Here is a 24,347-nt window from a genome sequence, read left to right on the forward strand (position 1 = left end):
GTTAATTCACTTAAAATGATGATTTTATTGCGAAAATATCTACATCAGAAAAAGAAAGACTTTTTCAAAAATCTAATACCTGTTACTCAAATTTAGTCTATTTAAAAATAATCAACACCCTCCTGCTCGGCAAGAGGGTGTTGATTACTCGTTTTTTAGTGATTGATTTGACTTGCTGGTGTGAAAAGCAAACTAATGATGATGCCAACTATCAGTACCGCTAGCAATATAAAAATTAACTTTCCAAACCGATGATAGGGATTGATCGAAAGCCCAATTCCATAAACTTTCGGAACCCACAAAGGAGGCGTTGGATTATCTTTTTGATCTTTATAGGCTATCTTTAAAATCTGCCACGCAAAATACAACAATGGTAAAACCATAATTACCCCAACTATACCTAGCCATTTTGCTAATAAGTCACTAGTATGCAAAAGACTGATTGTCAGAATTGGTACAAACAAAAGAATAAAGCTAATTGTGGCTCCCAATTGTGCTTGTTTAAGCAGTCGTCTCTCACGGAGAGTAAGATTCGCAAACATTCCATCCATCCTTTCATGGTATTCAGATTAAATCAACGAATCACTAAAAAACTAAATTAACTGCGAAAATCAATGACCATGCGCCCGCGAATTTTTCCTTGTTCCATTTCTTCAAAAATAGCATTAATTTCTTCTGGTTGACGTGTTTGACAAACAGGAACAACTTTTCCTTCTGCACCGAATTGGAAAGCTTCTCTTAAATCTTGACGGGTTCCAACTAACGATCCGACTACGTGAATGCCATCAAGAACAAGACGTGGAATAGATAAATCCATTGTCTCAACAGGCAATCCAACGGCGACAACCGTTCCTCCCGCACGGACTGCATCGACTGCGCCATTAAATGCTGATTTAGCTACCGCAGTGACTACTGCTGCATGGACACCGCCAATTTCTTTTTGAAGTTGTGCAGCAAAATCAGGATCTTTAACTGGATTAATTAAAAGATCAGCACCCATTTCTTTCGCAAAAGTTAACTGATTATCATTCACATCAACAGCTACTACTTTTGCATTAAAGACATGCTTGGCATATTGTAAAGCTAGATTACCTAGCCCACCTAATCCTGAAATCATTAGCCATTGACCTGGACGAATCCCAGATTCTTTTATCGCTTTGTAGGTTGTTACCCCTGCACAAGTAATAGAGGAAGCTGGCTCTGATGCTAAATTTTCTGGCACTTTCACTGCATAACCGTCTGTGACGATGCATTCTTCGGCCATGGCACCATCAACTGTATATCCAGCATTTTTTACTGAACGACAAAGCGTTTCTCGACCAGAAGTACAATATTCGCAATGCCCGCAGCCTTCATAAAACCATGCAACAGATGCACGATCACCAATCTTTAAACTAGTAACGTCTTTTCCAACCTCCGTCACAATCCCAATTCCTTCGTGACCTAAGGTACAACCGCTAACATCGCCAAAATCTGCATTCTTAACGTGTAAATCCGTATGACAGACACCACAGACTTCCATTTTCAACCGCGCTTCATTATCTTTCAATGGACGCGATTCTTTTTCAACAATTTTTGTTGTTTTTCCTTTTGCTGCGACAATTGCTTTATACATGGTTCTTTCCTCCTTGTTTCTATTGTGAATCATTGAACAATAATAGTATAATACTACTTTCCAAAATAAGGAACACCAATGACTTGCGTAAATTAACGCTAATTTGACAGTTTATCCTTGCTAGACAGCCCTTCTTCCCTTATGTCATAGATAATTCATACTGGCATGATTTTTTCTGCATAATTGTCAACTATTTTAAAGGCAGGTTTTACAACCTCGTTTTTCCCTTCTTTTTTCCCAAGATATAGCAGACGGTACCTAAAATAACTAGAATTAAAAAGGCCATGAGGTACTTAAGCCAGTGAAGGTTTTTGGCTTTATGATCAACAGAATGCTTATTATACTGATCAGCTTGCTTCTTGTTTATCGTGAAATCTTTTGAGAACGTCCAGCTCCCCTCATGGTTTTTCAGCTTAATGATATAGGTATAGTCTCCAGGTTTAAACGAATCTTTCAGTAAAATAGGTAGGTCAAACCTTGTGTTTGGTGCAAAACTAAGATTATTTTTCTTTTCGTGAATGATCGTTTTGTTTGTTCCTTTTTCTTTAACAAAAAAATCTCCTTCGACTTTTGACAATAACTTCCGCTGTGGATTTTTAATTTCCATCGAAACAGTATTGTGGCGGTTAATTTGCCCAATTTTAACAGAACCACTTTCCAATTTTGCAGGTATGGTCTCTGCTGTTTCATTCACCCGAATAGCAATCGTATGCATATAAACATTTTGAATCCCACCCTTGCTTTGGTCCCCAGCTATCTCTACAGGTCGAATCGTCACTCCACCTAATAAAATTCCTGAGAATAACTTTTCTGGCATCGTTATTTGAAAATCAATCGTTTGTGATTGTTTACCAGGAACACTAATGTCCTTCCTATTGGGACTAATCAAATCACTAAGTACCAAACTCATCGATGGATCTTTTTCAAAGCTACTTTTTGTATAGTCAACTATCCCATTACTATTTGTTGTTGCTGTATTTACCTGAACTTTAAATTTTTGAGGGTTCGGCGTAGTATTGGTTATCGTTAATTTGAATGTATCTTTTTGTTTCGGAGTTAATGTCATATCAAAAAAATTACTGGTTTTGTTATTTTGAGTTGCTCCGAAAACGGGTGTGACTGTATACGCATTCGCATTGTCAATTGTTGCTGAACTATTGGTATTAGACGGCTCTGCCCAGGCACGCATCGCTCCACCTAAACAGAGAATAGTCAATATAAAAAGTATCTTTAAAATTCTTTTCAATTTATCTGCCTCGTTTTCTTACATCGTTTTATGTTAAATTCTTAGGCGGGTGCTCCATCGATGGCATTCCAGACGATGGTCCCAGAGTAGGTATTTGCAGCAATACTTTTAGGTATATTTAACGTTGCATTTAAATCGGCTGTCGTGACAGTGTCTGATAAACGGATATCACTTTTATCTAGCGAAATAATGGTTGAAGCATCTGTGGTTAAATCAACGCCCGTAAAGGTACCTTTTTCAGAAGATCCGTCAGGTTTTTTAGTGTCTAAATGAAGTGTCATTCCGTCTAAGCCAGTGACACCTTTTCCTTTATCTTCTAAATTCGCTGTCAGATACCAACCTGTATTCGTTGTCCCACGATTATCATTAATGATAAGTTGCGACTTGCTTTGATCTGGTTGCGTATGATCTTGGCCGTCTTTTGTCACCGTCCCAAAGTTAATTTGTGCTAATGGTGTAATGGTTAATCCGCCACCCAAAACCGACACATTCGCTGTGGTATTGGTATTATCAGCCGCATTTACAGTTTGTTGACCAATTAAAAAAATCCCCGTTCCTAAAGTGACAGTTAAACCAATTATTTTTTTATTCATTATTTTTCCTCTTTTCTTTATAAAGTCCGACGATTAATGTACTTACGAGTACCACGATTCCTAAAATCGTCTCTTGAGACGTAATCTCGTTTGTTTTTGGTAAAAAATTAGGTTGTCCTCGTGAAGTTGGCATATCGTTAGTCTGCGGTATAAGCTCATTGGGATGTGGAACAATATCCTCACTCTCTTTCACTATTACCATGACTTTTGTGCCAGCTTGTGCGTCAGCTGTCTTGTCTTCAGCTTGTGCTTGAATTGGCAAACCGAGAATAAAGGCAACAAACAATAAATCATAGATAAACCATTTCACAGCTATTCCCTCTTCCCTTACGGTGTTGCTTCTAAGTTCCAAATTAACTGAGCTTCATATTTATCAGCAGGTGTGACTTTTGAAATAGTTAATGTGGGCAATAATTGTAATTTCGTCAAAACTTTTTTATTTTTGATAGATTGGTTACTTACGCCAGCTACTAATTGTTGCTCATCGTTAACCATGATATTTTGCTCAGTTGTTACATAATCGACTGACTTTGGATTTAGCGTGAGATCAAGCCCTGCGTCTTTCCACGCTTGTGTTTTCTGATCATTTAAATTATAGACTACTTCAAGCTGCCAGCCAGTTGTCCGATTAGGATCCCCCGTATCTTCAATGTTCATCTCACAACTTTTTAATGTCTGTGTTTGATCTTGGCCATTAAATTTTACGTTCTCAAAAGGCATTAGTTGTTCAGATAAGTGATAAAAGTCTAGACGATTAGAGTAATAGTAGGTCCAATCAACAGTAACACTTTTACTAAAACCTACTATTTTAGAGATATCATAAGTAATTCTATAGATGCCCGCTACTTCATCGTTTACCTGCTTAGGCGTATAGCGAATCGTTATCTTACTATAAGGAATGGACTGTCCATCATTATCTGTTGCACTATCAAAAAGACGTTTTGGATCGAAGGGCGTCCCCACAGAAAAGCTGCCGTTATGTGCACCAATATGAGCTGAAGAGGGAATGACTTCTAGTGCAGTCTGCGCCTCTAATCCTAGGTAGTTATAATCAATTTCATATTTACCAACCACTTTTGTATCCACCGCATCTACTGGGACCTTTTGCTCTCCGTCCAGTTTATATATGGTGACACTTACGTCTCGAAAATCACCTTTTTTACCATCTGGTGTTTGTAGGCTAGTCACTTCACTTTCTGGTTGCCATTGAGTATATTGATAAACCGTATCTTGAGATTTAACTTTAATTTGCGCTTGATCAATGTGCACAGCTAAACTTTTCTCATTTGAGTAGCTTTTAGATGTATCATCAACATCAAGAATTCTAAATGTTAATGTGTAATCTCCTGAAGTTGGTAAAGCATCTGCTAAACAGTTAAAACTAACGCAATCATCTGTGACTGGTAAATTTTTTAAATCTTGCTCCCCAATTTTATGAAAATCAGTTTGGACAGCACCTGAAATTTTTTCTTCAATCTGAACTTTTCTAGTTGTCGGAGCCTTAACGGTTAGTTCTACTGGTATCTTTTGTTGCGGGTGAAATGTTGTTTGACCTTTAACAAAAGCTGCCTTTTCTAAACTTGGCACTTGGTATGGATCTGTTGTGACGCGCATATATGTTTTATCTGTGGGCTCTGAAGAATCCGTTCCTGGCGGATTGACTAACGGCAGCCCACAACCATCTTTGCCACTAAACAAATAAGTTGTTAACCCGTTTTGCTGTTGTGAAGAGACATTCACATTGGCCTTAGGATCAACTGTGTGAGTATGAAAATTAACTACGCGCGCAAACCGTTGAGCAACATACCCATCTGTCCAATTAAGCGGATTGTCTTGTCTTTGGTTCATCGTAAACTTTGGTGATAAAAAATCCCCTGGTAACATCGTTTTGCTTTCAGGTATTTCAGGATATTTAGAGGCATCTTGGGTATTGTAATTGGATAATGGATTGTCTTTATCGCCGCTGTCCCATGGCGAGATATAAGAAGACCAAGTAGCCACTTTTCCAGTGATTCCAGTGATAATTTGATGATTCAAATTATTTGGATCTTGCTTTGCTGCTGCCGCTAAACTTGTCGCACGTAACCACATGTCCGGACTAAGCAATATCCAATTATGATTAACCGTATTCGTTGTATCTGATTCGTAAGTTCGACCAAAAAAATCTGCCGACAACGAAAATTGATCACTTTCAGTGCCATCCGACAAAACATTTGATACTGGTAAGCGATGTTTCGTTAAATTTTTATTGAGGGAATAATCCTTTGAATCGCCATCCTTCATTAAAGTAGCTACATCTAAATCAAAATGAAGTTCAAATTTTATGGCCGATTTGTCAGGTTCATGTCGCCAAATTTCATAAAGTTTAGTAAAAGAAAAATTAATAGTGTCCCCCCGTTCACAAAACATCACCTGATGCTCAGTATCAATTCCGCTATAATCTTGATCAGGATCACCCCATCCCGGTGAACCATCTTCTGAAGAACCGTTAAACGTCCGCATTCCTTTTGTGTTAACAATTGGTATTTGTGTGTTTTTTTGTCCACTAATTGAATAAAAATTTTCTGGATTATCCGCAAAAGCCTTGTCATAAGCCGCTTTAAAATTATCTGCACTTATATTTTCTGGCAAATGAAACATCAGTCCATATTGCATTCCTACAGTACCAAAAGAAAGAAACTTCAATGCTTCTGTATGAGAAGTGTCCACTGTTCCGTATAATTTTACGTGTAATTTTCCTCCAAATGATCCATCAGGACCACCACCACCGTCATGGCTTATCTCCATTCCATAAGGTAAATCAGTTCTCAAATCAATGGCTATCCCTCCCGCTTGATAGAGTGAAGCTGCCTTGCATTCTTGAAAGTGCAAGCTCAAAAAACAAGAAATCGTTACCAATAGTAGACAAGAGTAAAAGAAATAAGCAATGCTTTTTTTTCTTTTGTAGATTGGCATTTTCATTTTTAATTGTTCGTTGATTTTTTTCATTGCTTACTCACCTTGACCTTTTTTGGAATTAGAAACTAAATAATAATTATTCTAACTACTGCTAGCTTATCAACATTGAAATTGCTTTGCCACACACAATTAATGTATAAGGCTGTACATTAATTGTGATGGCCGCTTCTTATTGCGCTTGTGTTAACATATCAATACAAAAATTTAAAGAAAGTAGACTACAATGAACCTAAATTTTACTTTTGGAGGTCCATAACATGTTTCCATCCTACCTAACGAATGAGCTAGAAATTTTATTTTATATAGTCAAGCGAGCTCATACGTCATTAAATGAAATTTCTTCCAATTTAAAAATTTCAAAAAGAACGGTCAAGGAAAATCTGATAAAAATAAATCAAGAATTCGAGGATACTTATCAAATCCAACATTTTATTGTCTCTAACAATAATGGCATTGTTTGTGTAAATCCAGCGTACCGAAAAAGCGCGGTCGAATACGCCTACACGTTAAAACTCAATCTTTTAAAAAACAATGTACAATTTAATTATTGCGTACAATTGGTCACACATTCTTCCATTGATAAAAACGAATTAATTAAAGTTTTATATATTTCTGAACATTATCTGGTAAAAATCACGAAACAACTGAATAACTTTTTTAAAATTTTTGATATAGTAATCGTTAGTATTAAGGGTATTTATCAATTAACTGGCAATGAATTATCGATTCGAGTGTTTTCTTTCATTTTCCTACAAGATTCCTTTCAAGAATTGGCTTGGCCTTTTTCTAAAATAAGTCTTGAAGAAATAAAAAAAAGTCTACCCGATGAACTTCTTGAACGATCCTATAAAAATGTCCGAATGAAGAAAAGAGCGTTTTATATTTTATATGCGATATTTAAAACTAGAACAAGTGCACAAAACTTCTTAAAGATGCCGCACTCTAAAAACCTGCATTCTTTTTTTATTCTGATCAATCAATACAGTCATGTGACTTTATTTTTTCTTGAACACTCTTTCGCTGACATTCAATGCGAAACAAGAAAAACTGAAATTTTATACTTTAATTTTTTATCTCGCATTTTTATCCCTTATATCTTTTCGGAAAAGCAAACGAAACAAATAGAAAAATTATTTATAGAATCTAACCATCCTTATTGTGTCTTATCAAAAAAATTGTTTAAGCAAGTAGCCTACTTACTGACAAATCAGCATGATTATCAATACGTTTACTATCTTTCTATTTTTAATGCTTGGTACTTTTTAACGGAGGGCAATTATTATACTTTTTTAACACTTTATCTACCGCAGCCAGAAATTTGTACTCCGTCAGATGTGGCATACTTTAATCGAATAAAACGAACGGTGGCAAAATTAGTTCACCAAGAAACGCATTTAGAGTTACTCAGTCAACTGCTTTACACATTGTCTGTGTCCGAAAAAAAAGTACAAGTGAGAATCTATTTACAAATTATCAAAGATTTTTATGCAAGTTATTTTATTAAAACACGGTTATCCTCCTTATATAATACAAACGCAATCTCTATTACCGAAGACTTCACAAATGCGGATATCATCATCACAGATTCCTTCGAAAAAGCTACTTCTAATCAAGATATTTTCTACTTAGATTCCATTGAAAATGAAGAAAGTTGGCATGAGCTTACAGAATTTATTCAACAAAAATATATGGCTAAACTTAATGTTGGCTTATAATTGTGAGTTTTCTTAAAAAGAGCAAATTTGAAAAAAAATTTTAGAGGTGTATACTAGCAGAGGAATAATTTTTTAGCTTCTAATAAATTTTTAAAGAAGGAATGTTTTGTGAAATTATCTATCAAAAAATTTTTTGAGGTCTTCTTAGAATCGTCTTGGGCGTATAGTCGTCCTATACTAACTTTTGATACAAGACAGAACTGGTTTGCTCTTGTTCTTAGTATCATTATTGCAAATGCTGTTGGTGCTGTTCTAACAATAGTCTTTCCTTTCGCTTTTGTTTTAGTAAATGTTGGTAGCTTTTTGGGCACTGTAATTTGTGTCTTACCACGATATAGCTCTCCACAAAGAAGTGCCATAGATGGTATTTTAATGATTTTTCTTGGTGCCAGTCTGGGGATACTTTTACAGTCGTCAAGTATATTCATTATTTTATTATTCGTCCTTGGTTTGTATTTTTCAGGGATTGTAAGAAACTTTAGTATTGGTCTGTATATTCGATGTCTCTTTGGGACCATTTCTTTACTAGCTGGTGCGCAATTAAAAGGCAATTTGTCTATTGGTCAAACTTTTGAAGGTCTGGGTGCAATAATTTTAGGTATGTCCATCCTTTGTTTGTTCTATTGTCTTTATTCTAAGCCGCAAAATAATGAAGCACGAAAATTAGTAGCCGATTTATATGAGCAATTATATTTATTAGCACAAGGAAAACCCGCACGCTATGTCCATTTCAGAATAAAAGTACGTGAATCTGTTGAAACGATGCCATGGGTCAATCATCAAAAAACACCATGGATTTATCCCTTGGTTTCACAAGCAGATGCAATTGCAGGCTCGTTAGATTCAACCAATGCAGCTGAAAATCTTCCTGCTTTAAAAGCAATTCTACTCTTTTTAAAAGGAGAACAATTAACCCTGCCTCTTCAAGAATTTGCTTCAGCAAACACCGAAATAAAATCAGCAATCCTTTTGATACAAAACGAACAATCCTTTAAAAAAATCTCATTTAAATCTTTCTTACCCACAAAAGAAGGACTTGCAGAAGCCACAGAGATCCTTCATTCTTACAAAGGCAGCTCTGCTAGATTCGCAATTCGTTTAGCTTTAACAGGTTTAGTGTGTCATTTTTGTTCGCTTATACTTAATTACATGTACCCTTTGCCTTTAGCTAATCACGAATTCTGGGTAGTTATTTCTGGTTGTTTGATGGTTATGCCAGGTTATCATGGTACACTCGGCAAAATCACTTCAAGAACTATTGGTTCTATTTTAGGTGGTTGTTTAGGCATCTTTTTGTCTCAATTAATTGCTAACTTAACAAACCTAAATCCTTTATGGCCAATGCTATTGTCTTGTTTGCTAGTTATATTGTATGAAACCGTCCGTAAATTAAGTCAAGCATTTCTAATGCTAAGTGTGACCACTTGGTTAACTTTCACATTAGGTGGTAGTTCTGCAGGCTATACAAGAGTTTTTGATGTAATTATTGGTGCGCTGATTGCTTTTGTTATGTTTTTTATTTTCCCAACATGGCATAGTCAAGTATTACGTAAAAATATCAATAGTTGGTCAAAAACGATCAGCTCTATTTTGCTAGCGTTAATCAATGAAGAGACCACGTTACCAAGTGATGCTTGGGTACTAGCTTATCGAGTACAACGTAGAGTAAACTATTCTATTCAAGAAATTGTTCTTGAATCTCCTATTTATAGTAACGATGCCTCTGCTGAAAGCTTAATGCAACAAAAACAACTAAATGATCAACTGTTGGAAATGCAAACTGCTATGGAAGAGCTTCTTTTAGAACTTATGAAAACACAACACTACTTAAAAAAATTAGCACCAGTTAAGCCGGATACACTAAACACTGAGTTATTTAACTATTCACAGCAAATACTTTCACTCACGAATCCCCAAAATAATCGACTAATCAACCAGTCCAAACAATCCATTTATTTTCCTCAAATTGAACAATCACTGGTAATCTTAAAAAATTCTACAGCTAATTTCTTTTTAGCAAATATCAAATGATTAAATAGACAAAAAGCCTAGGAAAAATCCAAAGGGAATTTTTCCTAGGCTTAAAAGTTAATAAACTACTGGCAGAGTAATCAATGAAAACAACCGACCTAATCGAGCAGAAAACTTGGTTTTTGTAACGGAATACCCCTGTCCTGACTCCGTTACACCGACTCAATTTTATAAACTTATCTGTCTAACATTCACAAAAAACTTTTTTTCAGTTTCTGTGAGGATATCATTCATTCGACCAGATTTAAATCCTTCTAAGTCAAAAGTTACATAATTAAATCCTTGTTTTTTAAGATAATCTGCAATTTTTCCTCTGTTTTCTAATAACAGAGAAAGTTTGTCTTCTGGAATTTCAATCCGTGCTAAATCATGATGTGCTCTGACACGGACAATTGGAAAACCTATTTCCCGTAAATATTTTTCACTAGCAAATACTTGATCAATAGCTGAGCGTGTTAACTTAATGCCATAAGGAATTCTTGAAGCAATGCTACATGAGGCAACTTTACTCCAATTGGAAATACCTGCGTCTTTAGCAAGTTGACGTATTTCAATTTTATATAATTTAGCTTGTTGTAGCGGACTGATGACCCCTTCTTGATCTCTTGCTCTTAATCCAGGACGAAAGTCAGTATTATCATCCATAATCATCCCATCGGCCAGAACATCAAATCCCTCTTTCTGAATAGCCGAACGAATAGTTTTATATAATAATTTTTTACTGTAGAACCAGCTATTAGGGTTATTTGCAACAATTCTATCATCCGCTAATTCGCTCATTTCAAGGCCTAACACATTTGCTCCCAATCCATTAGCTAAATCGACCGCTTTATCAAACTCATCATCAGAAAATAATTCTGAATTTACAACAACCGCAAGTACATTTTCAGCACCTAAAGTGTCCAAAGCTTTTTTTAGCAAGTAAGAGCTATCAATTCCACCTGAATATGCAACAGCCAACTTATCCATTTTTTGTAACTCGCGAACTAAATTTTGTTCTTTCGTTTTCATGACAGACATTTAAACCATCTCCTATTGATTTTCTTTTACATAATTAATTATAGACATCTCCACATTAGAAAAAATCACGATTCATAGTATCAATTATTGTCAATATTTGTACACTTAATACCGTTTTAAATGTTGTAACAAGTTAGCATTGGCTTCTATCTCTTCCTTTGAGTACCTTGTGACAGCCGAATCAAACAATAAAATGGAATCAGCTTCCTCGCAAATACTCAAATAGTCATGGGTGGAAAGGATAATTGTTTTACCAAGTTGATGCAGATTTTTTATTATCTTTTTAAATAATTTTTCCGATTCTTTTGTCAACCCAGCAAACGGCTCATCTAATAAATACACGTCTGGATTCATTACTAACAGACTAGCAAAAGCCACTTTTTTCTTTTCTCCTCCCGATAATTGATAAGGCACTTGATTGCTTAAATGGGTAATTTTTAATAAATTCAAACAATCATTAATTCTTTTTGCTGTTTCATGCTCGGATAGTTGGAGCTGTCTAGGGCCAAATGCCAATTCGTCATAAACTGTTGCATTAAATAATTGTGTGTCCGTCTCTTGAAATAATATACCCAAATGAGCATAATACTTTTTTTTATGAATAGGGTCTTTTTTCCAGGCCGTTAATGATTGTTCCATAAAATAAATCGTTCCCTCGGAAGGTTTTAAAAAACCTGCGAGCAAATTTAAAAAAGTGGATTTTCCACTGCCGTTATCTCCCATCAAAACCAGATATTCTCCTCTGGCTATTTCCAAATTACAAGGCGAAAAGACAGGCTTCGTTTGATAGCGATAAACCAAATGATTTACTCGATACATATTAGTTCCTCCCTAAATAAAGCAACCCCCCGAAAAATAAAAGATAGGCAATACTAACCAAAAAATCTTTCGTTTTTAATGGTTGCTTTACTCGATAATATTGACCAGTATATCCTCTTGCTTCCATCACCATGTCCAACTTTTTCCCATACGTAAAAGATTTTAAAGAGATAAGACTGATTAAATTACTACCCGTACTCAACTGGATATTCCCACCAACTGCTCTAGCTTCTACAGCGGCAAGCAGTTGGATTAAGAGATTTCCAAAGAAAAAGATATATTTAATCGTAATATCTAATTGTAAAAGTATTATATTCGGAAAATGAAAGATTTTTAATGCTACTATAAATTGATTCATGTTGGTTGTTTCCATATATTGACTAATCACTATAGCTAAAAAAAACAAATGAACAATAAATAATAAACTAAATTGACCTAAAAAAAAGATCGGTAAATAGATAATCAGCGGCATCAAAATGAGGATACTAGCTTTTTTGACAATGTTTCGTAGAATAGTTGGTTTTTCAACTAAAAGTAACATGCCTAGGTAGATGCCTACGAGCCACAAAACAAGAACTTTTTGTGTTGTGCTGATTAAAACAATTAGTAAAAAAGTACTGATCAGTTGAATTGCTGGGTGTATATCACTGAGAATAGTCTTATTGCGTTTCCCGCTCACCTGAAATTTATTTAATAAAAAAAGGATTCCTTTTCGATTTTTAAGCATAAAGGTTTCTTTTTTATTAGGTTCAAAGGACGTGGAAGATTCTTTCATCCATTCAGGCATCAACTTTGCCTTCTTCCATTAAATAAACGAAAAATGAGTAAAAAAACGATTATGGCTGTTACGCCACTTAAAATATAGCCAAGTGCTAATGGCAGTCCTGGAATAAAGTAATCACTGAAAAGTGCATGAAATGAAAAACCATTCACCATACCTTTTGGTTGTACCGCAGGCAAATGATTCTGTTTTAAATTCTTGACTAATTCAGATAAATCCCATTCACCCCAAGCGGTGGCATGATCAATCAAACCTAATGGACATAAAATTACCATGACCAATAACAGTCTCTTTAATCGCAACAACGGAGTCCTTTTCTTCTTTTCTTCGATAAAAATTGCATCTTTTGACACACTTTTTACAAAATTATAGACACACACGGTGAAGAGACCTTCAACAATCCCTATTACTAACAGATGGACACTCATCATTGCTGGTATAGTTATAGAAAGACCATATGGGTTATAAAGTGGCGTACCATTCGCTTCATGGAATAGTAAGGGTTGGATACCTAATAATACAGAAGTAGAAAATGCCGCCACATTTACACCAAGATACCCAGCTAAGAAAAGACCCATTGTTTCAAATTTTTTTACACGCGTAACTAGCTTATAAACTCCATATCCCACGAATGGCATCACAAACGCCATAGAAAAGGCGTTTGCACCAAAAGCTAATATACCACCATCACCAAATAAACAAGCCTGTAATAGTAAAGCCACCGAAACAGACAGCGTCGCGGCCCAAGGTCCCATCAATAATGCGATGAGAACAGCCCCAACAGCGTGCGCAGTTGTTCCACCAGGTACTGGCAAATTAAACATCATTATTAAAAATGACAAGGAGGAGGAAATCCCTAACATGGTCCCTGTATCTTTTTTTAATTTAATTTGAACGTCAACTTTTTTTACCGCGCGGTACCAGACAGGTACCATAATCGCGCCCATCACTGCGCAAGTTTGTGGGCTTAAATAATTTTCTGGAATATGCATGTTCGTCAGACTCCTATCTTATCGATCAATATAATCAGCTAAATAACTTTGATCGTAAATCACAATTTTTTGTTTTTTGATATCGATGACTTTTTCCTCTTTTAAATCATGGATAATTCGGTTTACGCTATTTCTCGTTGAAATCCCGCAAAACCCCGCAATATCCTCATTAGTTACTTGAAAATCAATTAATATTCCTTCCTCTGTCTGTACACCAAACAAATCAATTAATTGGTAAATAAAAGTACAAACAGCCCCTTTCTTACCATTCATTGTCATATTCTGTAAGGAACTAATACTCTCCGATAATTTTGCTCGGTAGTAATCCCGTACATAATCTTGAAGAACAGCATCTTCTTTAACATATTCCCAAAATACAGTCCTTGGTATCCGATAAAAGCTAGCCTCTTCCGACTCAATGCGGATATTAAAAGGAGCAGATGTATAATTTGATACTTCATCACGTAACAATGAAATAATGTCAGGAGACACAATATACGACAGATTAAATTCTCGTCCATCCTTTAAAATAATACTCGTCTTAACGACCCCTTTCTTTAATACATAGGTGTACGCTTCCTCCAATCCATGATAAGCGAGATAAGTATGGCGTTTTTTTTTGATAATCGGTGTCTTCTTTCTATCTAAGAAAGCTGTAAGATAATCTGACTCCATAATTGTCACTCCTTTGACTAAGTTTCTGTTTGATTCGTTAACTATTATAAACACTCTCACCAACCTTTTGTTAGCAAATGTTACCCACAATAAGGACTGTGTGATTCCTAAATTTCATTATACTTAGTCTCGTAAAATATTACTTAGGAGATGATTGCTATGGTAGAAATTAACCTACCTTATGACAAGAAAATGATTACTGCAAGAATTCCCGATAAAAATTTTATTGGGCTTCTCGAATCAAAAGCTGAACATTTTTCAAATCCATATACTGAGAAAGAAACAGTCGAAAAATCGCTGGACAATCCTATTGGAAGCCTTCCATTAGAAGAATTAGCTAAGGGTAAAAAAGACATTGTCCTCATTAGTTCCGATCACACACGTCCCGTTCCTTCACATATTATCACCCCAATTATTTTGCGTAGAATTCGTTCAGTGAACAAAACAGCTAGAATCCGGATTTTAGTTGCTACAGGCTTTCATCGCCCTTCTACACGAGAAGAACTGATTAGCAAATATGGTAAAGCGATTGTAGAGAATGAAGAAATCGTTATGCATATCTCTACTGATGATTCCTCAATGGTCAAAATCGGTCAACTACCTTCAGGGGGCGATTGTATCATTAATCGCATTGCAGCAGAAGCAGATTTACTGCTAGCCGAAGGATTTATTGAATCACACTTTTTTGCAGGATTTTCTGGTGGACGTAAATCTGTTTTACCTGGAATTGCTTCTTATAAAACCATCATGGCTAACCATTCTGGAGAATTTATTGATTCCTCCAACTCACGGACAGGAAATTTAACGGATAATCCGATTCATAATGATATGGTCTACGCTGCCGCTAAAGCGAATCTAGCTTTTATTGTTAATGTCGTTTTAGATGGTGACAAAAAAATTATTGGTTCCTTTGCAGGCGATATGGTTGAAGCGCATAAAGTTGGTTGTAACTTTGTAAAAGAAATTGCCCGTGTCAAAAAAATACCTTGCGACATTGCGGTTTCAACGAATGGCGGATTTCCACTTGATCAAAACATTTATCAAGCAGTTAAAGGGATGACCGCTGCAGAAGCAACCAATAAAGACGGCGGTGTCATTATTATGGTCGCTGGGTGTCGTGATGGTCACGGTGGTGAAGGTTTTTATGAAAATATTGCCAATGTTAAAAATCCAAACGAATTTTTAGAAGCAGCCATCCATACACCACGATTAGAAACCGTGCCAGATCAATGGACTTCGCAAATTTTAGCGCGAATTTTAGTTCATCATCATATAATTTTTGTTTCAGATCTTGTTGATCCTGAGCTTATCACTTCGATGCATATGGAAATAGCAAAAACGTTTGATGAAGCGTTAGAGCGAGCATTTGAAAGAGAAGGTCTAAATGCAAAAGTGACTGTGATTCGAGATGGCTTGTCTGTCATTGTAGAATAATGATCCTTGAGAAATCAGGAATAAGGAGCGTTGTATTATGCAACCGAAAGAAATTTTAGGAGCTTTTAAAGAGGGAAAATTATCTTTAGAAGAAGCAACAAACAAATTAAATGGCTTTTGCGAATTAGACTTTGCAAAAATTGATACGCAGCGTAAAGAAAGAACTGGTTATCCAGAAGTCGTTTATGGGGAAGGGAAAACAATTGAGCAACTCATCAAAATTATCAATAGCTTAAGAAAAGAAAACAATACAATTTTAGTTACTCGCGTTTCACAACAAAAAGCCCAGCCTTTAGAGTCGAACTTTCCTCATGGAACCTACTATGAACTTGCACGTTGTTTCGTTATCAACCAAATGGAGACTACAACAAAAAACTATATTGCGATAGTTACTGCTGGAACGTCAGACATGTCCGTTGCTGAAGAAGCAGCAATCACTGCAGAAACTTTCGGGAATCAAATAAAACGTATCTATGATGTAGGCGTTTCTGGCATTCATCGTTTGTTCGCTCACCTAGATGAGATTCAACAGGCTTCGGTGGTTATTGTGATTGCAGGTATGGAAGGCGCACTGGTGTCCGTGCTAGGCGGACTAGTTAGCGTGCCAGTGATTGCCGTCCCTACTAGCATAGGCTACGGCAGCAATTTCCAAGGACTGACTGCTCTTTTAGGAATGCTAAATAGTTGTTCCTCTGGCGTTAGTGTAGTCAACATAGATAACGGGTTTGGTGCCGCTTATAATGCAAGTATGATTAATCAAATAAAGGAGTCTTCACTATGAAAAGCTTATTTTTAGAACCATTTTCTGGTCTTAGTGGTGATATGTTAAATGGATTGTTGCTTGACTTAGGCGGGGATTTAAACAAACTGTTAATCGAATTAAAAAAACTTCCCATCAATGAGTTCACCATTCAAGCCCAACGAATTGCTAAAAGTTGTATTTACGGAACAGATTTCGATGTTCTCCTACAACATGGAAAAAAGGATTACGGTATAAAACACAGTCTCTCTCCTCACCACGAAAATGAACATCATGAAACGAAAGAACATGCACATCATCATAGCCATTCTAGAAATTTAAAAGATATTTATACATTAATTGAAAAAAGCGACTTGTCCAATTTTGTAAAAAAACATAGTAAAAATGTTTTCTATGACATTGCAAAAGCTGAAGCTGCTGTTCATCAACAAACAATTGACACTATTCATTTTCATGAAGTCGGAGCAATTGATTCAATTGTTGACATCGTTGGCTTTTTTATCCTATGGGAACAGTTAGAGATTGAACAAGTCTATTCAACGCCAATTACAGATGGAAGTGGCACTATCACAATTGCCCATGGAGTCATGCCAATACCAGTTCCCGCTGTGATGGAATTACGTAAAGAAACGAATTTAATCATTCAACAAGACTTTGAGATAAAAACTGAACTTGTCACACCGACTGGCTTAGCTATTTTTAAAGAACTTAGTCCTCTATTTGTCGCACCAGAACAACGATTAATTGAAAAAATAGGTTACGGATTTGGCAAACGGGAAACAGGCAAGTTCAATGCCCTCAGAGGATCAATCTTTACTGAAACACATAGTAAAAAAAAGAGTACAGAACACCATGACCAAGTTTTAAAAATTGAAACAAATATAGACAATCAAACACCTGAACAGTTAGGTTACGTAATGGATCTATTATTGGAGCATGGTGCTCTAGATGTTTTTTTCACGCCCATTCATATGAAAAAAAACCGAAGTGCCATTCTATTAACGGTTTTAACAACAACAGAGGAAAAAGAATATTTTACAGAACTACTCTTTAAACATACTTCTACAATTGGTATGCGTTTTCAAACAATGGAACGTAGTGTGATGGACCGTTCTTTCAAAATCTTGGAAACACCTTTTGGTAAGGTCCATATTAAAAAAAATCATTATCATGGCCTATTGAAAGAGTCTATTGAATACCAAGATTGTGAACGAATTGCTAAACAATATAATTTTACAATCGAGGAAGTCTATCGCCTCGTCCAAATATTAAATAACAAAACTATTGATTAAAGGAGCTTTATCTTATGTTTCATCATATCTTATCAGAATTTATGGGAACTGCATTAATGATCGTATTTGGGGTAGGTGTTCACTGCGACGATGTCCTAAAACGAACAAAATACGCTGGTTCTGGTCACATGTTTGCAATCACTACTTGGGCTTTTGGAATCTCTGTTGTTCTGTTCGTCTTTGGAGGAGTCTGTATTAATCCAGCAATGGCCCTCGCTCAAGCTATTTTAGGAATGATTCCATGGTCTTACTTCATTCCCTATGTCATCGCTGAAATGTTAGGCGGCATTTGTGGCGCCGTCATTGTTTATATTATGTATGCTGATCATTTCAAGCTATCCGCCGATAGTGTCGATCCAATCGCCATTCGTAATATTTTTTCTACAAATCCGAACCAACGAAATTTACCAAGAAACTATTTTGTTGAAACTTTTGCAACATTCATTTTTTTAACATCTATTTTAGCGATTGCACATTCCTACGAAACACAACTACCCATTGCTGTTGGCTTGCTTGTTTGGGCAATCGGCATGGGGCTAGGTGGTACTACAGGATTCGCAATGAATCAAGCACGTGATTTAGGTCCTCGTATCGCCTATCAACTTTTACCAATCAAAAATAAAACCAATAATGATTGGCAATATGGGTTGATTGTTCCCGGAACTGCACCGTTTTTAGGAGCCATTTTTGCGACACTTTTCGTAAAATTTTTCCTAAAATTCTAATAAACCAACTAAATTTCTAAAACAAAAAAATATATAAAATAGAAGCTAGTCTCTAAATTTCTTCTATTTTATATATTTTTATTTTAATCACAAGATTTTTTCTGTGTCTTAGAGAGTAAGAATTTAATTTATTAGCTTTTTCGTCATCGGTTTTATGCAAAAGTCAGTTTGCTCTAACAGCTAGAGTCCTTTTTGGTGATTGTTCAGTAAGTTAATCCTGGATTGAAAACACCTAATAAAACGCCAACGAGAGAAATAACAACTAAAATAAGCATCGTCCAAATAGCGGAAACATGTTTTTTGGACATTAACCACCAACAAAGCAAGGTAACAAGTATCGTTAATAATCCTGGATAAATACTGTCAATTTTATCTTGCAGTTTAAGGAAAACTTTTCCGTCAGCACCTATTAATTTAAGAGAAGTAGTTACATTTACCCAAGATGCAAGGACCCCACCAACAACCATACTACCGATAACTCCGATAGCAACTCTAACGGCGGCTCCTTCTTTCCCAACTAAGAAACTTACTGCTTTATCGCCAAAATGATAGCCTCTAAAATACAAAAAGCGTTGGCCAAAATAGGAAATTAACGTCCAAACAATAATATAAAATATGGCACCAATTGGCGAACCGCCCGTGGACATTCCTAAGGAAATTCCTAACAAGATAGGAATTAAGGTACCATCAACTAATGAATCACCAATCCCTGCAATTGGCCCCATTAATCCTGCCCTCATATCATTAATGGTTTCTCCATCAATTTCATTCTTACTTGCTCTAGCCTCTTCCATACTAGCAGTCACACCAACAATGACCGTTCCAAGCATTGGATTTGTGTTAAAAAAAGCTGTATATGCTTGAATGGCTTTCACTTGGTCTTCATGTTTTGGATAAAGTTTTTTGATAATAGGAAGCATTGAAGAAAGATAGCCGAAGGTTTGCATATGCTGTTGTGAAAAACAAGTTAACGCTCCCCAAAACCATAAATGAAAAGAATGCTTTAACGTTTTTTGGTCTAATTTATTTGCTTTCAACTCTTCCATCTCATATGTCCTCCTCTTCATCATCATTCGTCAGACTTCCTGTTGAATCAACCAGTTTAGTATTGTTTTTAATCAAAGCAATTTTATAAAAAATTACAGCAAAAAGAAGCGCAATAATCGTTATTGAGACTAAATTGAGTTTTAATGAAGCAGCTAATGTGAACCCTACAAAAAAAGGTACAAAATCAATGTTCTTATTAACAATTTGACGTAACAAAATTGCAATTCCCACACACGGAAGCATGCCACCTACAGTAAAAAGCGTTTTCATTGCAAGACCATCCATAGGTAATGCATCTCTCATTGCTGTAACAGCCGTAGCCCCAAAATAGGTTAAAATCACGGTTGGCAAAAAGGAAAAAAGTAGATGAGAAATCCACGGCCAACCAAAATTAATGGCATATAAATGATCAAGCTTGCCTTTTTTTATATCTTTCCAACCAAACGATTGCCAAACTAAATTTAACGCAGCAACAGAATAAAATAATACCGTTCCGATCGTTCCAACTAATGTGCCGACCGATTTAGCCAGGTCGGCTGCAGAGCCGCCAAGTGGATCTAACCCTTTGGTCGAAATCGCCACCATCGCCAAAGGAATCCCGATATATGAAATTGCCCGCACATCAGCAGACACTGTGCCTCCAGGTGTGACCAAAGCAATGTAAACTAATTGCATTGCTACGCCACAAGCGATTCCTAATTTTAAATCTCCTAAAATAATGCCACAAACTAATCCGCCGACTAAAGGACGCCCAATCGTATAATTTCCCACCGCTTGTCCAGCCATACAAGAATTTGAACACAGACAAGCAAATAGGCCTAAAATAGCCGCTTGTATCCAGTTGATTGTCATAATACTACTCTCCTCTTTTCAAAACTTCTAGAATCAGTAACCAAATTTAGCTTTAAAATGCGCCCAAGAACCAATTCGTTGATCAGGTAACAAGGCAAAATCCACTTTGTAACCAGCCTTTTCAATTTCTTCAAAAGCCGCTGCTTCTTCTGCTGTAAAGGATTGGTTATCCCCTAATTTAATTGTCCCTTCGCGATCATTCCCCGGCCCAACATTAATCATTTTTACTTCACTTGGAACAAAATGCCAATCTACCAAAATTTTTTTCATATCCAAAGGGCTCTTTGTAATCAAAAAGTATTTTGACTTAGACGATAATACTTTATCCTTTACATCAAAAAAATGCGCCATTGTCCAAATAAAGGTTTTTTTATCTTGTGCAGCTGCTTTATATGCTTCCTTTAAAATAGGGTTACTTGCTGCTTTGTCATTCACAGCTATAATGCCATCACAAGGCATTTCTTTAGTCCAACGTAAAGTAATTAAGCCATGAATCATTCGATCATCGATTCGAACAAAAGAAATTGACATGTTCATCTTCTCCTTTAGATATCCTCTTCAGTTATATCGTTTTCAGTTACATCGTCTTCAGTTACAGTTAACTCTCTAATGCCATGACAAGCATCTGCTACTATCATTTTTTTCAAATCAGATAATTCACTAGTTTCTTTCAATAGAAGCGCATTTAAAGCCATTGGAAAATTCACTCCTCCAACAATCAGAGAATTTTCTAGCATTTTTTGCTTATCTAATACTTTACAAATAGTAGCAAGTGGACTCCCGCCTACAATATCAGCCAAAACGATTAGCCTCGTTTCCTGCGGTAATTTTTCAACTTCATAAAGAAACCGCTTACCAAAATTATCGGTAGATTCACCAGGTTGTAAGCCAAACACTCTGACTGTCTCTATCTCATCGCTAGCAAACATCCCTAATGAATTTTTTAACCCTCTAGCAAAATCGCCATGACTGACCAGAACTAAATAAGTCATTTCCTCTCTCCTTTCTTAACATTTCCACTTCAAAATTTTTTAAATCACCTCTTTTTAAGAGTCCATAATACAACTTTTATAAAATGAAAATATTTGCTTCGTTCGCCTCACACTCCTTTGATAGCATGAATGTTTAACAACAGTACCTTTCTAAAATTAAAGTCATTCACTAAAAAGTTCTAATGAATTTGGTTGTTGTAGCTTGGTGACAAGGAACAATGACTTTCTTTATCCATAAAAACATTTAGTTGATTACGCTTAAAAAAATAAATAATATAGCAATTCCCAAAAAAGTTGCTTTTGAATAGTCCCTTTTCTAAATTTATTGATTCATTTTTTCAACTATTAGGTTAGCAAAGTCCCAACACACATTCCACCCACAATAGGTGTACATAGTTGTACATTATTCGGAGTTAATCAACTCATTTAAGCTATGGTAAAATAACTATATATCACTCCAATTTTCTAATTATATAGGTCATTCCAGGTCATGCTCTTTTGGATACAACAAAATGAACTTATATCGAATCTATGGTTTTATGCTCTTAATAAATTAAAAAGTAAAGTAGGGATATTTGTATGTCAGCAAAAGAAAAAACGATGAAATATGGATTGGTAGGCTTCTTTTTGGGGATATTGTTATTAGCTCATCTAAATTTATTAGCTGAAAATCTTAGTTATCTTCTCTTAGGATTATTACTTTTACTTGTTGCATATCTAATCTTGGTAAAAAAATTTTATTTTTTCTCAAACTTGATTCCTAAAAATACTACTGATATAAATTTAGGTAAAAAATATGGTACGGCTTCTGGCATCGGCAGTTTAGTTATCGGGATTATTTTAATAATTCTGGGACTATTTTTATAGAAAAATAATTACTAAAATAAAACAAGCAGCGAAACCATAAAAAGTACACGAGTTCTTTTCTCGTGTACTTTTTATGGTTACCTGTATAGCCTTCAATTTGTTCCTTTGTTACTTCTTTTTCTTAATAATGCTCTTTACAGTGCCACATTAAAACAGCAATAAAAATTAATGAAGGGGAATTTAACTCAAATACCAATGATTATTATTTAAGACCGCTTTCTCAAATAACCCTCATTGATTACGTACTAATCGTGATAGACTCCTCGTTGCCATTTATCTAAAAATTCATCGAAAAAGTGCGCATCTTGTTGTTCTGGATGTTGTTTTTCAACTTGATTAATTTTTTCAATTAGTTGTTCGTTGTCTTCTGTTGGATGATAGTGTGCTTCAATAAAGGCAGCAGCGATATCACAGATCAATAATTCTCCTGTTATTTTCCCACCGAAACCAATAACATTTGCGTTCAATTCCTCTTTCGCATACAACGCTGTAGTCATATCGCGAACTAAAGCAGAACGGATACCCGGCACTTTGTTAACCGCATTGTTAATTCCAACGCCTGTTCCGCAAATACATATACCCAAATCAGCCTGATTGCTCATTACGGCTTCTCCCACTTTTTTTCCGAAAATAGGATAGTGAGTTCGAGTAAAATCATACGTGCCTACATCTAAAATTTCATATCCCTTTGCTTTCAAAAAATCAGAAACTGCTATTTTGGTATCCGTCACAATATGATCACAACCAATGGCAATTTTCATAAAAACACTTCCTTTCTATTATTTGTTAAGCCATTTTATTTAACATATCTACACGTATTTGATGACGCCCGCCTGCATAATGACCTGTTAAGAATTCTTTTATTATGTTTTTGGCTAGTTCCGTTCCAACAATTTTTGCGCCCACCGTGATCATCCGAGCATTGTTGTGTTCTCGCGCCATATATGCAGAACGCTCATCTGACAACTCAGCGACAATCATTCCTTTAATTTTAGCAGCAGTCATAAAACTACCTGCCCCATAACCATCAAAAACGATTCCTAAACTTTCAGTATCCTTTAAAACTTCATGAGCAACAGCAAGCGTTGCTTCTATAAAGTCTTCCGAAGCACTTTCACTTTTATCGATTACCTCAACTTTTTCTTGCAATAAGTATTGTTTCATTTCTGCTTTTAATTTTATTCCATCTAAATCTGAACCAAGTATGACACGCATTTTGTTTTCCTCCTTACCTCGTGTATCTACTATTAAAATTCTGTCCCTTTCTTTAAACTCAAATCCCCTTCTCGAAAACATAATAAAACAATATCGAACTTTATTCAACATTTATTTTCTTTTTTGTTTATTATTGTTTAATATTGTGTTGACATCTTTTTGAAAGCGTTTTATATTATACTTGTAAATAAATAATAATATATTAAAGAAACGAGGGGTTCTATGGTTATTAAAACATCGATTTTTTCATTAGATACTACCTATATTTCAAACAAAAAAACACAAGAAGAAGTTTTTGAAGAAGTTTATTTAGACTTGTTAAAAAAGAAATTAGTTACACCTGATTTTCTAACTAATTTATTGGAACGAGAACACAACTATCCGACTGGTTTAAGTTTAACACCGATTGATCCTGCACTACCGAATATCGCCATTCCGCATACCGAAAGTACCTTTGTACGCACGACAAGAATTATCCCGATTAAATTGAAACAATCCTTATCATTTCATAACATGATTATCCCAGATGAAACGCTCTCTGTTTCCTTTCTTTTCATGATTTTAAATGAAAACGGTATTGAACAAACGGGTCTTTTAGCGACTATCATGGATTTTATTAACACGACAGACCGTTCATCACTATTGGCTTTTTTTCAATGTGAAGATAAAGAAGAAGTTTATCGTTTTTTACAAAAAAATTTTAAAGGAGAGATTTAAC

24 protein-coding genes and 1 pseudogene are annotated in these 24,347 nt (G+C 35.6%); 8 read left to right on the plus strand and 17 right to left on the minus strand.

Translation table 11 applies throughout. From position 1 onward, the window contains the following. Positions 1-155: 155 nt before the first annotated feature. The 6 genes from IGL42_RS07425 to IGL42_RS07450 form a co-directional block, all read right to left on the minus strand. Positions 156-551, minus strand: a complete 396-nt coding sequence (locus tag IGL42_RS07425) for a hypothetical protein (RefSeq protein WP_025191811.1) — start codon at positions 549-551, stop codon at positions 156-158. A gap of 47 nt (positions 552-598) precedes the next feature. Beyond that, the gene (gene adhP / locus IGL42_RS07430; protein WP_002361987.1) at positions 599-1,615 is read right to left on the minus strand and encodes an alcohol dehydrogenase AdhP; all 1,017 of its coding nucleotides are present in this window, start codon (positions 1,613-1,615) and stop codon (positions 599-601) included. 208 nt (positions 1,616-1,823) lie between these two features. Then, positions 1,824-2,804, minus strand: coding sequence for a DUF916 and DUF3324 domain-containing protein (locus tag IGL42_RS07435; protein ID WP_025191810.1), 981 nt, complete (start codon positions 2,802-2,804; stop codon positions 1,824-1,826). Positions 2,805-2,902: 98 nt separating this feature from the next. Then, entirely contained in the window at positions 2,903-3,454 is a 552-nt protein-coding gene (locus tag IGL42_RS07440) for a hypothetical protein (RefSeq protein ID WP_002357217.1), read from the minus strand. Then, on the minus strand, positions 3,447-3,806 hold the full coding sequence (locus tag IGL42_RS07445; protein WP_002357216.1) for a hypothetical protein: 360 nt from the start codon (positions 3,804-3,806) through the stop codon (positions 3,447-3,449). The genes IGL42_RS07440 and IGL42_RS07445 overlap by 8 nt, the downstream gene beginning before the upstream one ends. After that, positions 3,782-6,442, minus strand: coding sequence for a bacterial Ig-like domain-containing protein (locus IGL42_RS07450; RefSeq protein WP_010710267.1), 2,661 nt, complete (start codon positions 6,440-6,442; stop codon positions 3,782-3,784). The genes IGL42_RS07445 and IGL42_RS07450 overlap by 25 nt, the downstream gene beginning before the upstream one ends. A gap of 227 nt (positions 6,443-6,669) precedes the next feature. On the opposite strand from IGL42_RS07450, the gene IGL42_RS07455 reads away from it, so the two are divergent. Next, positions 6,670-8,127 (plus strand): helix-turn-helix domain-containing protein, encoded by a 1,458-nt coding sequence (locus IGL42_RS07455; RefSeq protein ID WP_010710266.1) that lies wholly within the window; start codon positions 6,670-6,672, stop codon positions 8,125-8,127. Positions 8,128-8,235: 108 nt separating this feature from the next. Then, complete coding sequence (locus tag IGL42_RS07460; protein WP_010710265.1) at positions 8,236-10,158, plus strand: FUSC family protein; 1,923 nt, start codon at positions 8,236-8,238, stop codon at positions 10,156-10,158. Between the two features lie 184 nt (positions 10,159-10,342). On the opposite strand, the pseudogene larE reads toward IGL42_RS07460, so the two are convergent. The 5 genes and pseudogenes from larE to IGL42_RS07485 all read right to left on the minus strand — a co-directional run bounded on the left by larE (position 10,343) and on the right by IGL42_RS07485 (position 14,445). Further along, positions 10,343-11,178: pseudogene (larE, locus tag IGL42_RS07465) on the minus strand (ATP-dependent sacrificial sulfur transferase LarE). A gap of 105 nt (positions 11,179-11,283) precedes the next feature. Next, complete coding sequence (locus tag IGL42_RS07470; protein ID WP_002361995.1) at positions 11,284-11,997, minus strand: ABC transporter ATP-binding protein; 714 nt, start codon at positions 11,995-11,997, stop codon at positions 11,284-11,286. 1 nt (position 11,998) lies between these two features. Beyond that, entirely contained in the window at positions 11,999-12,784 is a 786-nt protein-coding gene (locus tag IGL42_RS07475) for an energy-coupling factor transporter transmembrane component T family protein (protein ID WP_010710263.1), read from the minus strand. Continuing rightward, entirely contained in the window at positions 12,784-13,770 is a 987-nt protein-coding gene (cbiM, locus tag IGL42_RS07480; protein WP_002361997.1) for a cobalt transporter CbiM, read from the minus strand. Before cbiM ends, IGL42_RS07475 begins: the two co-directional genes overlap by 1 nt. Positions 13,771-13,788: 18 nt before the next feature. Beyond that, complete coding sequence (locus IGL42_RS07485; RefSeq protein ID WP_010710262.1) at positions 13,789-14,445, minus strand: Crp/Fnr family transcriptional regulator; 657 nt, start codon at positions 14,443-14,445, stop codon at positions 13,789-13,791. Between the two features lie 159 nt (positions 14,446-14,604). Here IGL42_RS07485 and larA point away from each other — a divergent pair, with 159 nt between their 5' ends. The 4 genes from larA to larD are packed head-to-tail and all read left to right on the plus strand — an operon-like array spanning position 14,605 to position 18,656. Then, positions 14,605-15,879: a nickel-dependent lactate racemase gene (gene larA / locus IGL42_RS07490; RefSeq protein ID WP_002361999.1), complete on the plus strand. Its 1,275-nt coding sequence runs from the start codon at positions 14,605-14,607 to the stop codon at positions 15,877-15,879. Between the two features lie 37 nt (positions 15,880-15,916). After that, positions 15,917-16,660, plus strand: a complete 744-nt coding sequence (gene larB, locus IGL42_RS07495) for a nickel pincer cofactor biosynthesis protein LarB (RefSeq protein WP_002379543.1) — start codon at positions 15,917-15,919, stop codon at positions 16,658-16,660. Continuing rightward, positions 16,657-17,931 (plus strand): nickel pincer cofactor biosynthesis protein LarC, encoded by a 1,275-nt coding sequence (gene larC / locus IGL42_RS07500; RefSeq protein ID WP_010710261.1) that lies wholly within the window; start codon positions 16,657-16,659, stop codon positions 17,929-17,931. Before larB ends, larC begins: the two co-directional genes overlap by 4 nt. 14 nt (positions 17,932-17,945) lie before the next feature. Next, positions 17,946-18,656 carry a D/L-lactic acid transporter LarD gene (larD, locus tag IGL42_RS07505; RefSeq protein WP_002357197.1) on the plus strand — a complete coding sequence of 237 codons (711 nt, stop codon included), beginning with the start codon at positions 17,946-17,948 and terminating at the stop codon, positions 18,654-18,656. 203 nt (positions 18,657-18,859) lie between these two features. Here the strand turns inward: larD and IGL42_RS07510 are convergent, their stop codons facing one another. Genes IGL42_RS07510 through IGL42_RS07525 form a run of 4 tightly spaced genes read right to left on the minus strand, consistent with a single transcriptional unit; the run spans position 18,860 to position 21,547 of the window. Further along, positions 18,860-19,729: a PTS system mannose/fructose/sorbose family transporter subunit IID gene (locus IGL42_RS07510; protein WP_025191809.1), complete on the minus strand. Its 870-nt coding sequence runs from the start codon at positions 19,727-19,729 to the stop codon at positions 18,860-18,862. Continuing rightward, positions 19,704-20,555 (minus strand): PTS mannose/fructose/sorbose/N-acetylgalactosamine transporter subunit IIC, encoded by an 852-nt coding sequence (locus tag IGL42_RS07515; RefSeq protein WP_002357194.1) that lies wholly within the window; start codon positions 20,553-20,555, stop codon positions 19,704-19,706. Before IGL42_RS07515 ends, IGL42_RS07510 begins: the two co-directional genes overlap by 26 nt. Positions 20,556-20,588: 33 nt before the next feature. Next, positions 20,589-21,086 (minus strand): PTS system mannose/fructose/N-acetylgalactosamine-transporter subunit IIB, encoded by a 498-nt coding sequence (locus tag IGL42_RS07520; RefSeq protein WP_010710259.1) that lies wholly within the window; start codon positions 21,084-21,086, stop codon positions 20,589-20,591. Positions 21,087-21,100: 14 nt separating this feature from the next. Next, positions 21,101-21,547 carry a PTS sugar transporter subunit IIA gene (locus tag IGL42_RS07525; protein WP_010710258.1) on the minus strand — a complete coding sequence of 149 codons (447 nt, stop codon included), beginning with the start codon at positions 21,545-21,547 and terminating at the stop codon, positions 21,101-21,103. 579 nt (positions 21,548-22,126) lie between these two features. Here IGL42_RS07525 and IGL42_RS07530 point away from each other — a divergent pair. Further along, the gene (locus IGL42_RS07530) at positions 22,127-22,414 is read left to right on the plus strand and encodes a hypothetical protein (protein WP_002362004.1); all 288 of its coding nucleotides are present in this window, start codon (positions 22,127-22,129) and stop codon (positions 22,412-22,414) included. A gap of 245 nt (positions 22,415-22,659) precedes the next feature. On the opposite strand, the gene lacB is transcribed toward IGL42_RS07530, so the two are convergent. Together lacB and lacA are read right to left on the minus strand one after the other, a co-directional pair. Then, positions 22,660-23,175, minus strand: coding sequence for a galactose-6-phosphate isomerase subunit LacB (gene lacB / locus IGL42_RS07535; protein WP_010710257.1), 516 nt, complete (start codon positions 23,173-23,175; stop codon positions 22,660-22,662). Between the two features lie 25 nt (positions 23,176-23,200). Next, on the minus strand, positions 23,201-23,629 hold the full coding sequence (lacA, locus tag IGL42_RS07540; RefSeq protein ID WP_002357188.1) for a galactose-6-phosphate isomerase subunit LacA: 429 nt from the start codon (positions 23,627-23,629) through the stop codon (positions 23,201-23,203). A gap of 222 nt (positions 23,630-23,851) precedes the next feature. On the opposite strand from lacA, the gene IGL42_RS07545 reads away from it, so the two are divergent. Beyond that, on the plus strand, positions 23,852-24,346 hold the full coding sequence (locus IGL42_RS07545) for a PTS sugar transporter subunit IIA (RefSeq protein WP_002357187.1): 495 nt from the start codon (positions 23,852-23,854) through the stop codon (positions 24,344-24,346). Position 24,347 lies beyond the last annotated feature (1 nt).

Source organism: Enterococcus sp. DIV0712 (assembly GCF_050554855.1).
Taxonomy (GTDB): Bacteria; Bacillota; Bacilli; order Lactobacillales; family Enterococcaceae; genus Enterococcus; species Enterococcus faecalis.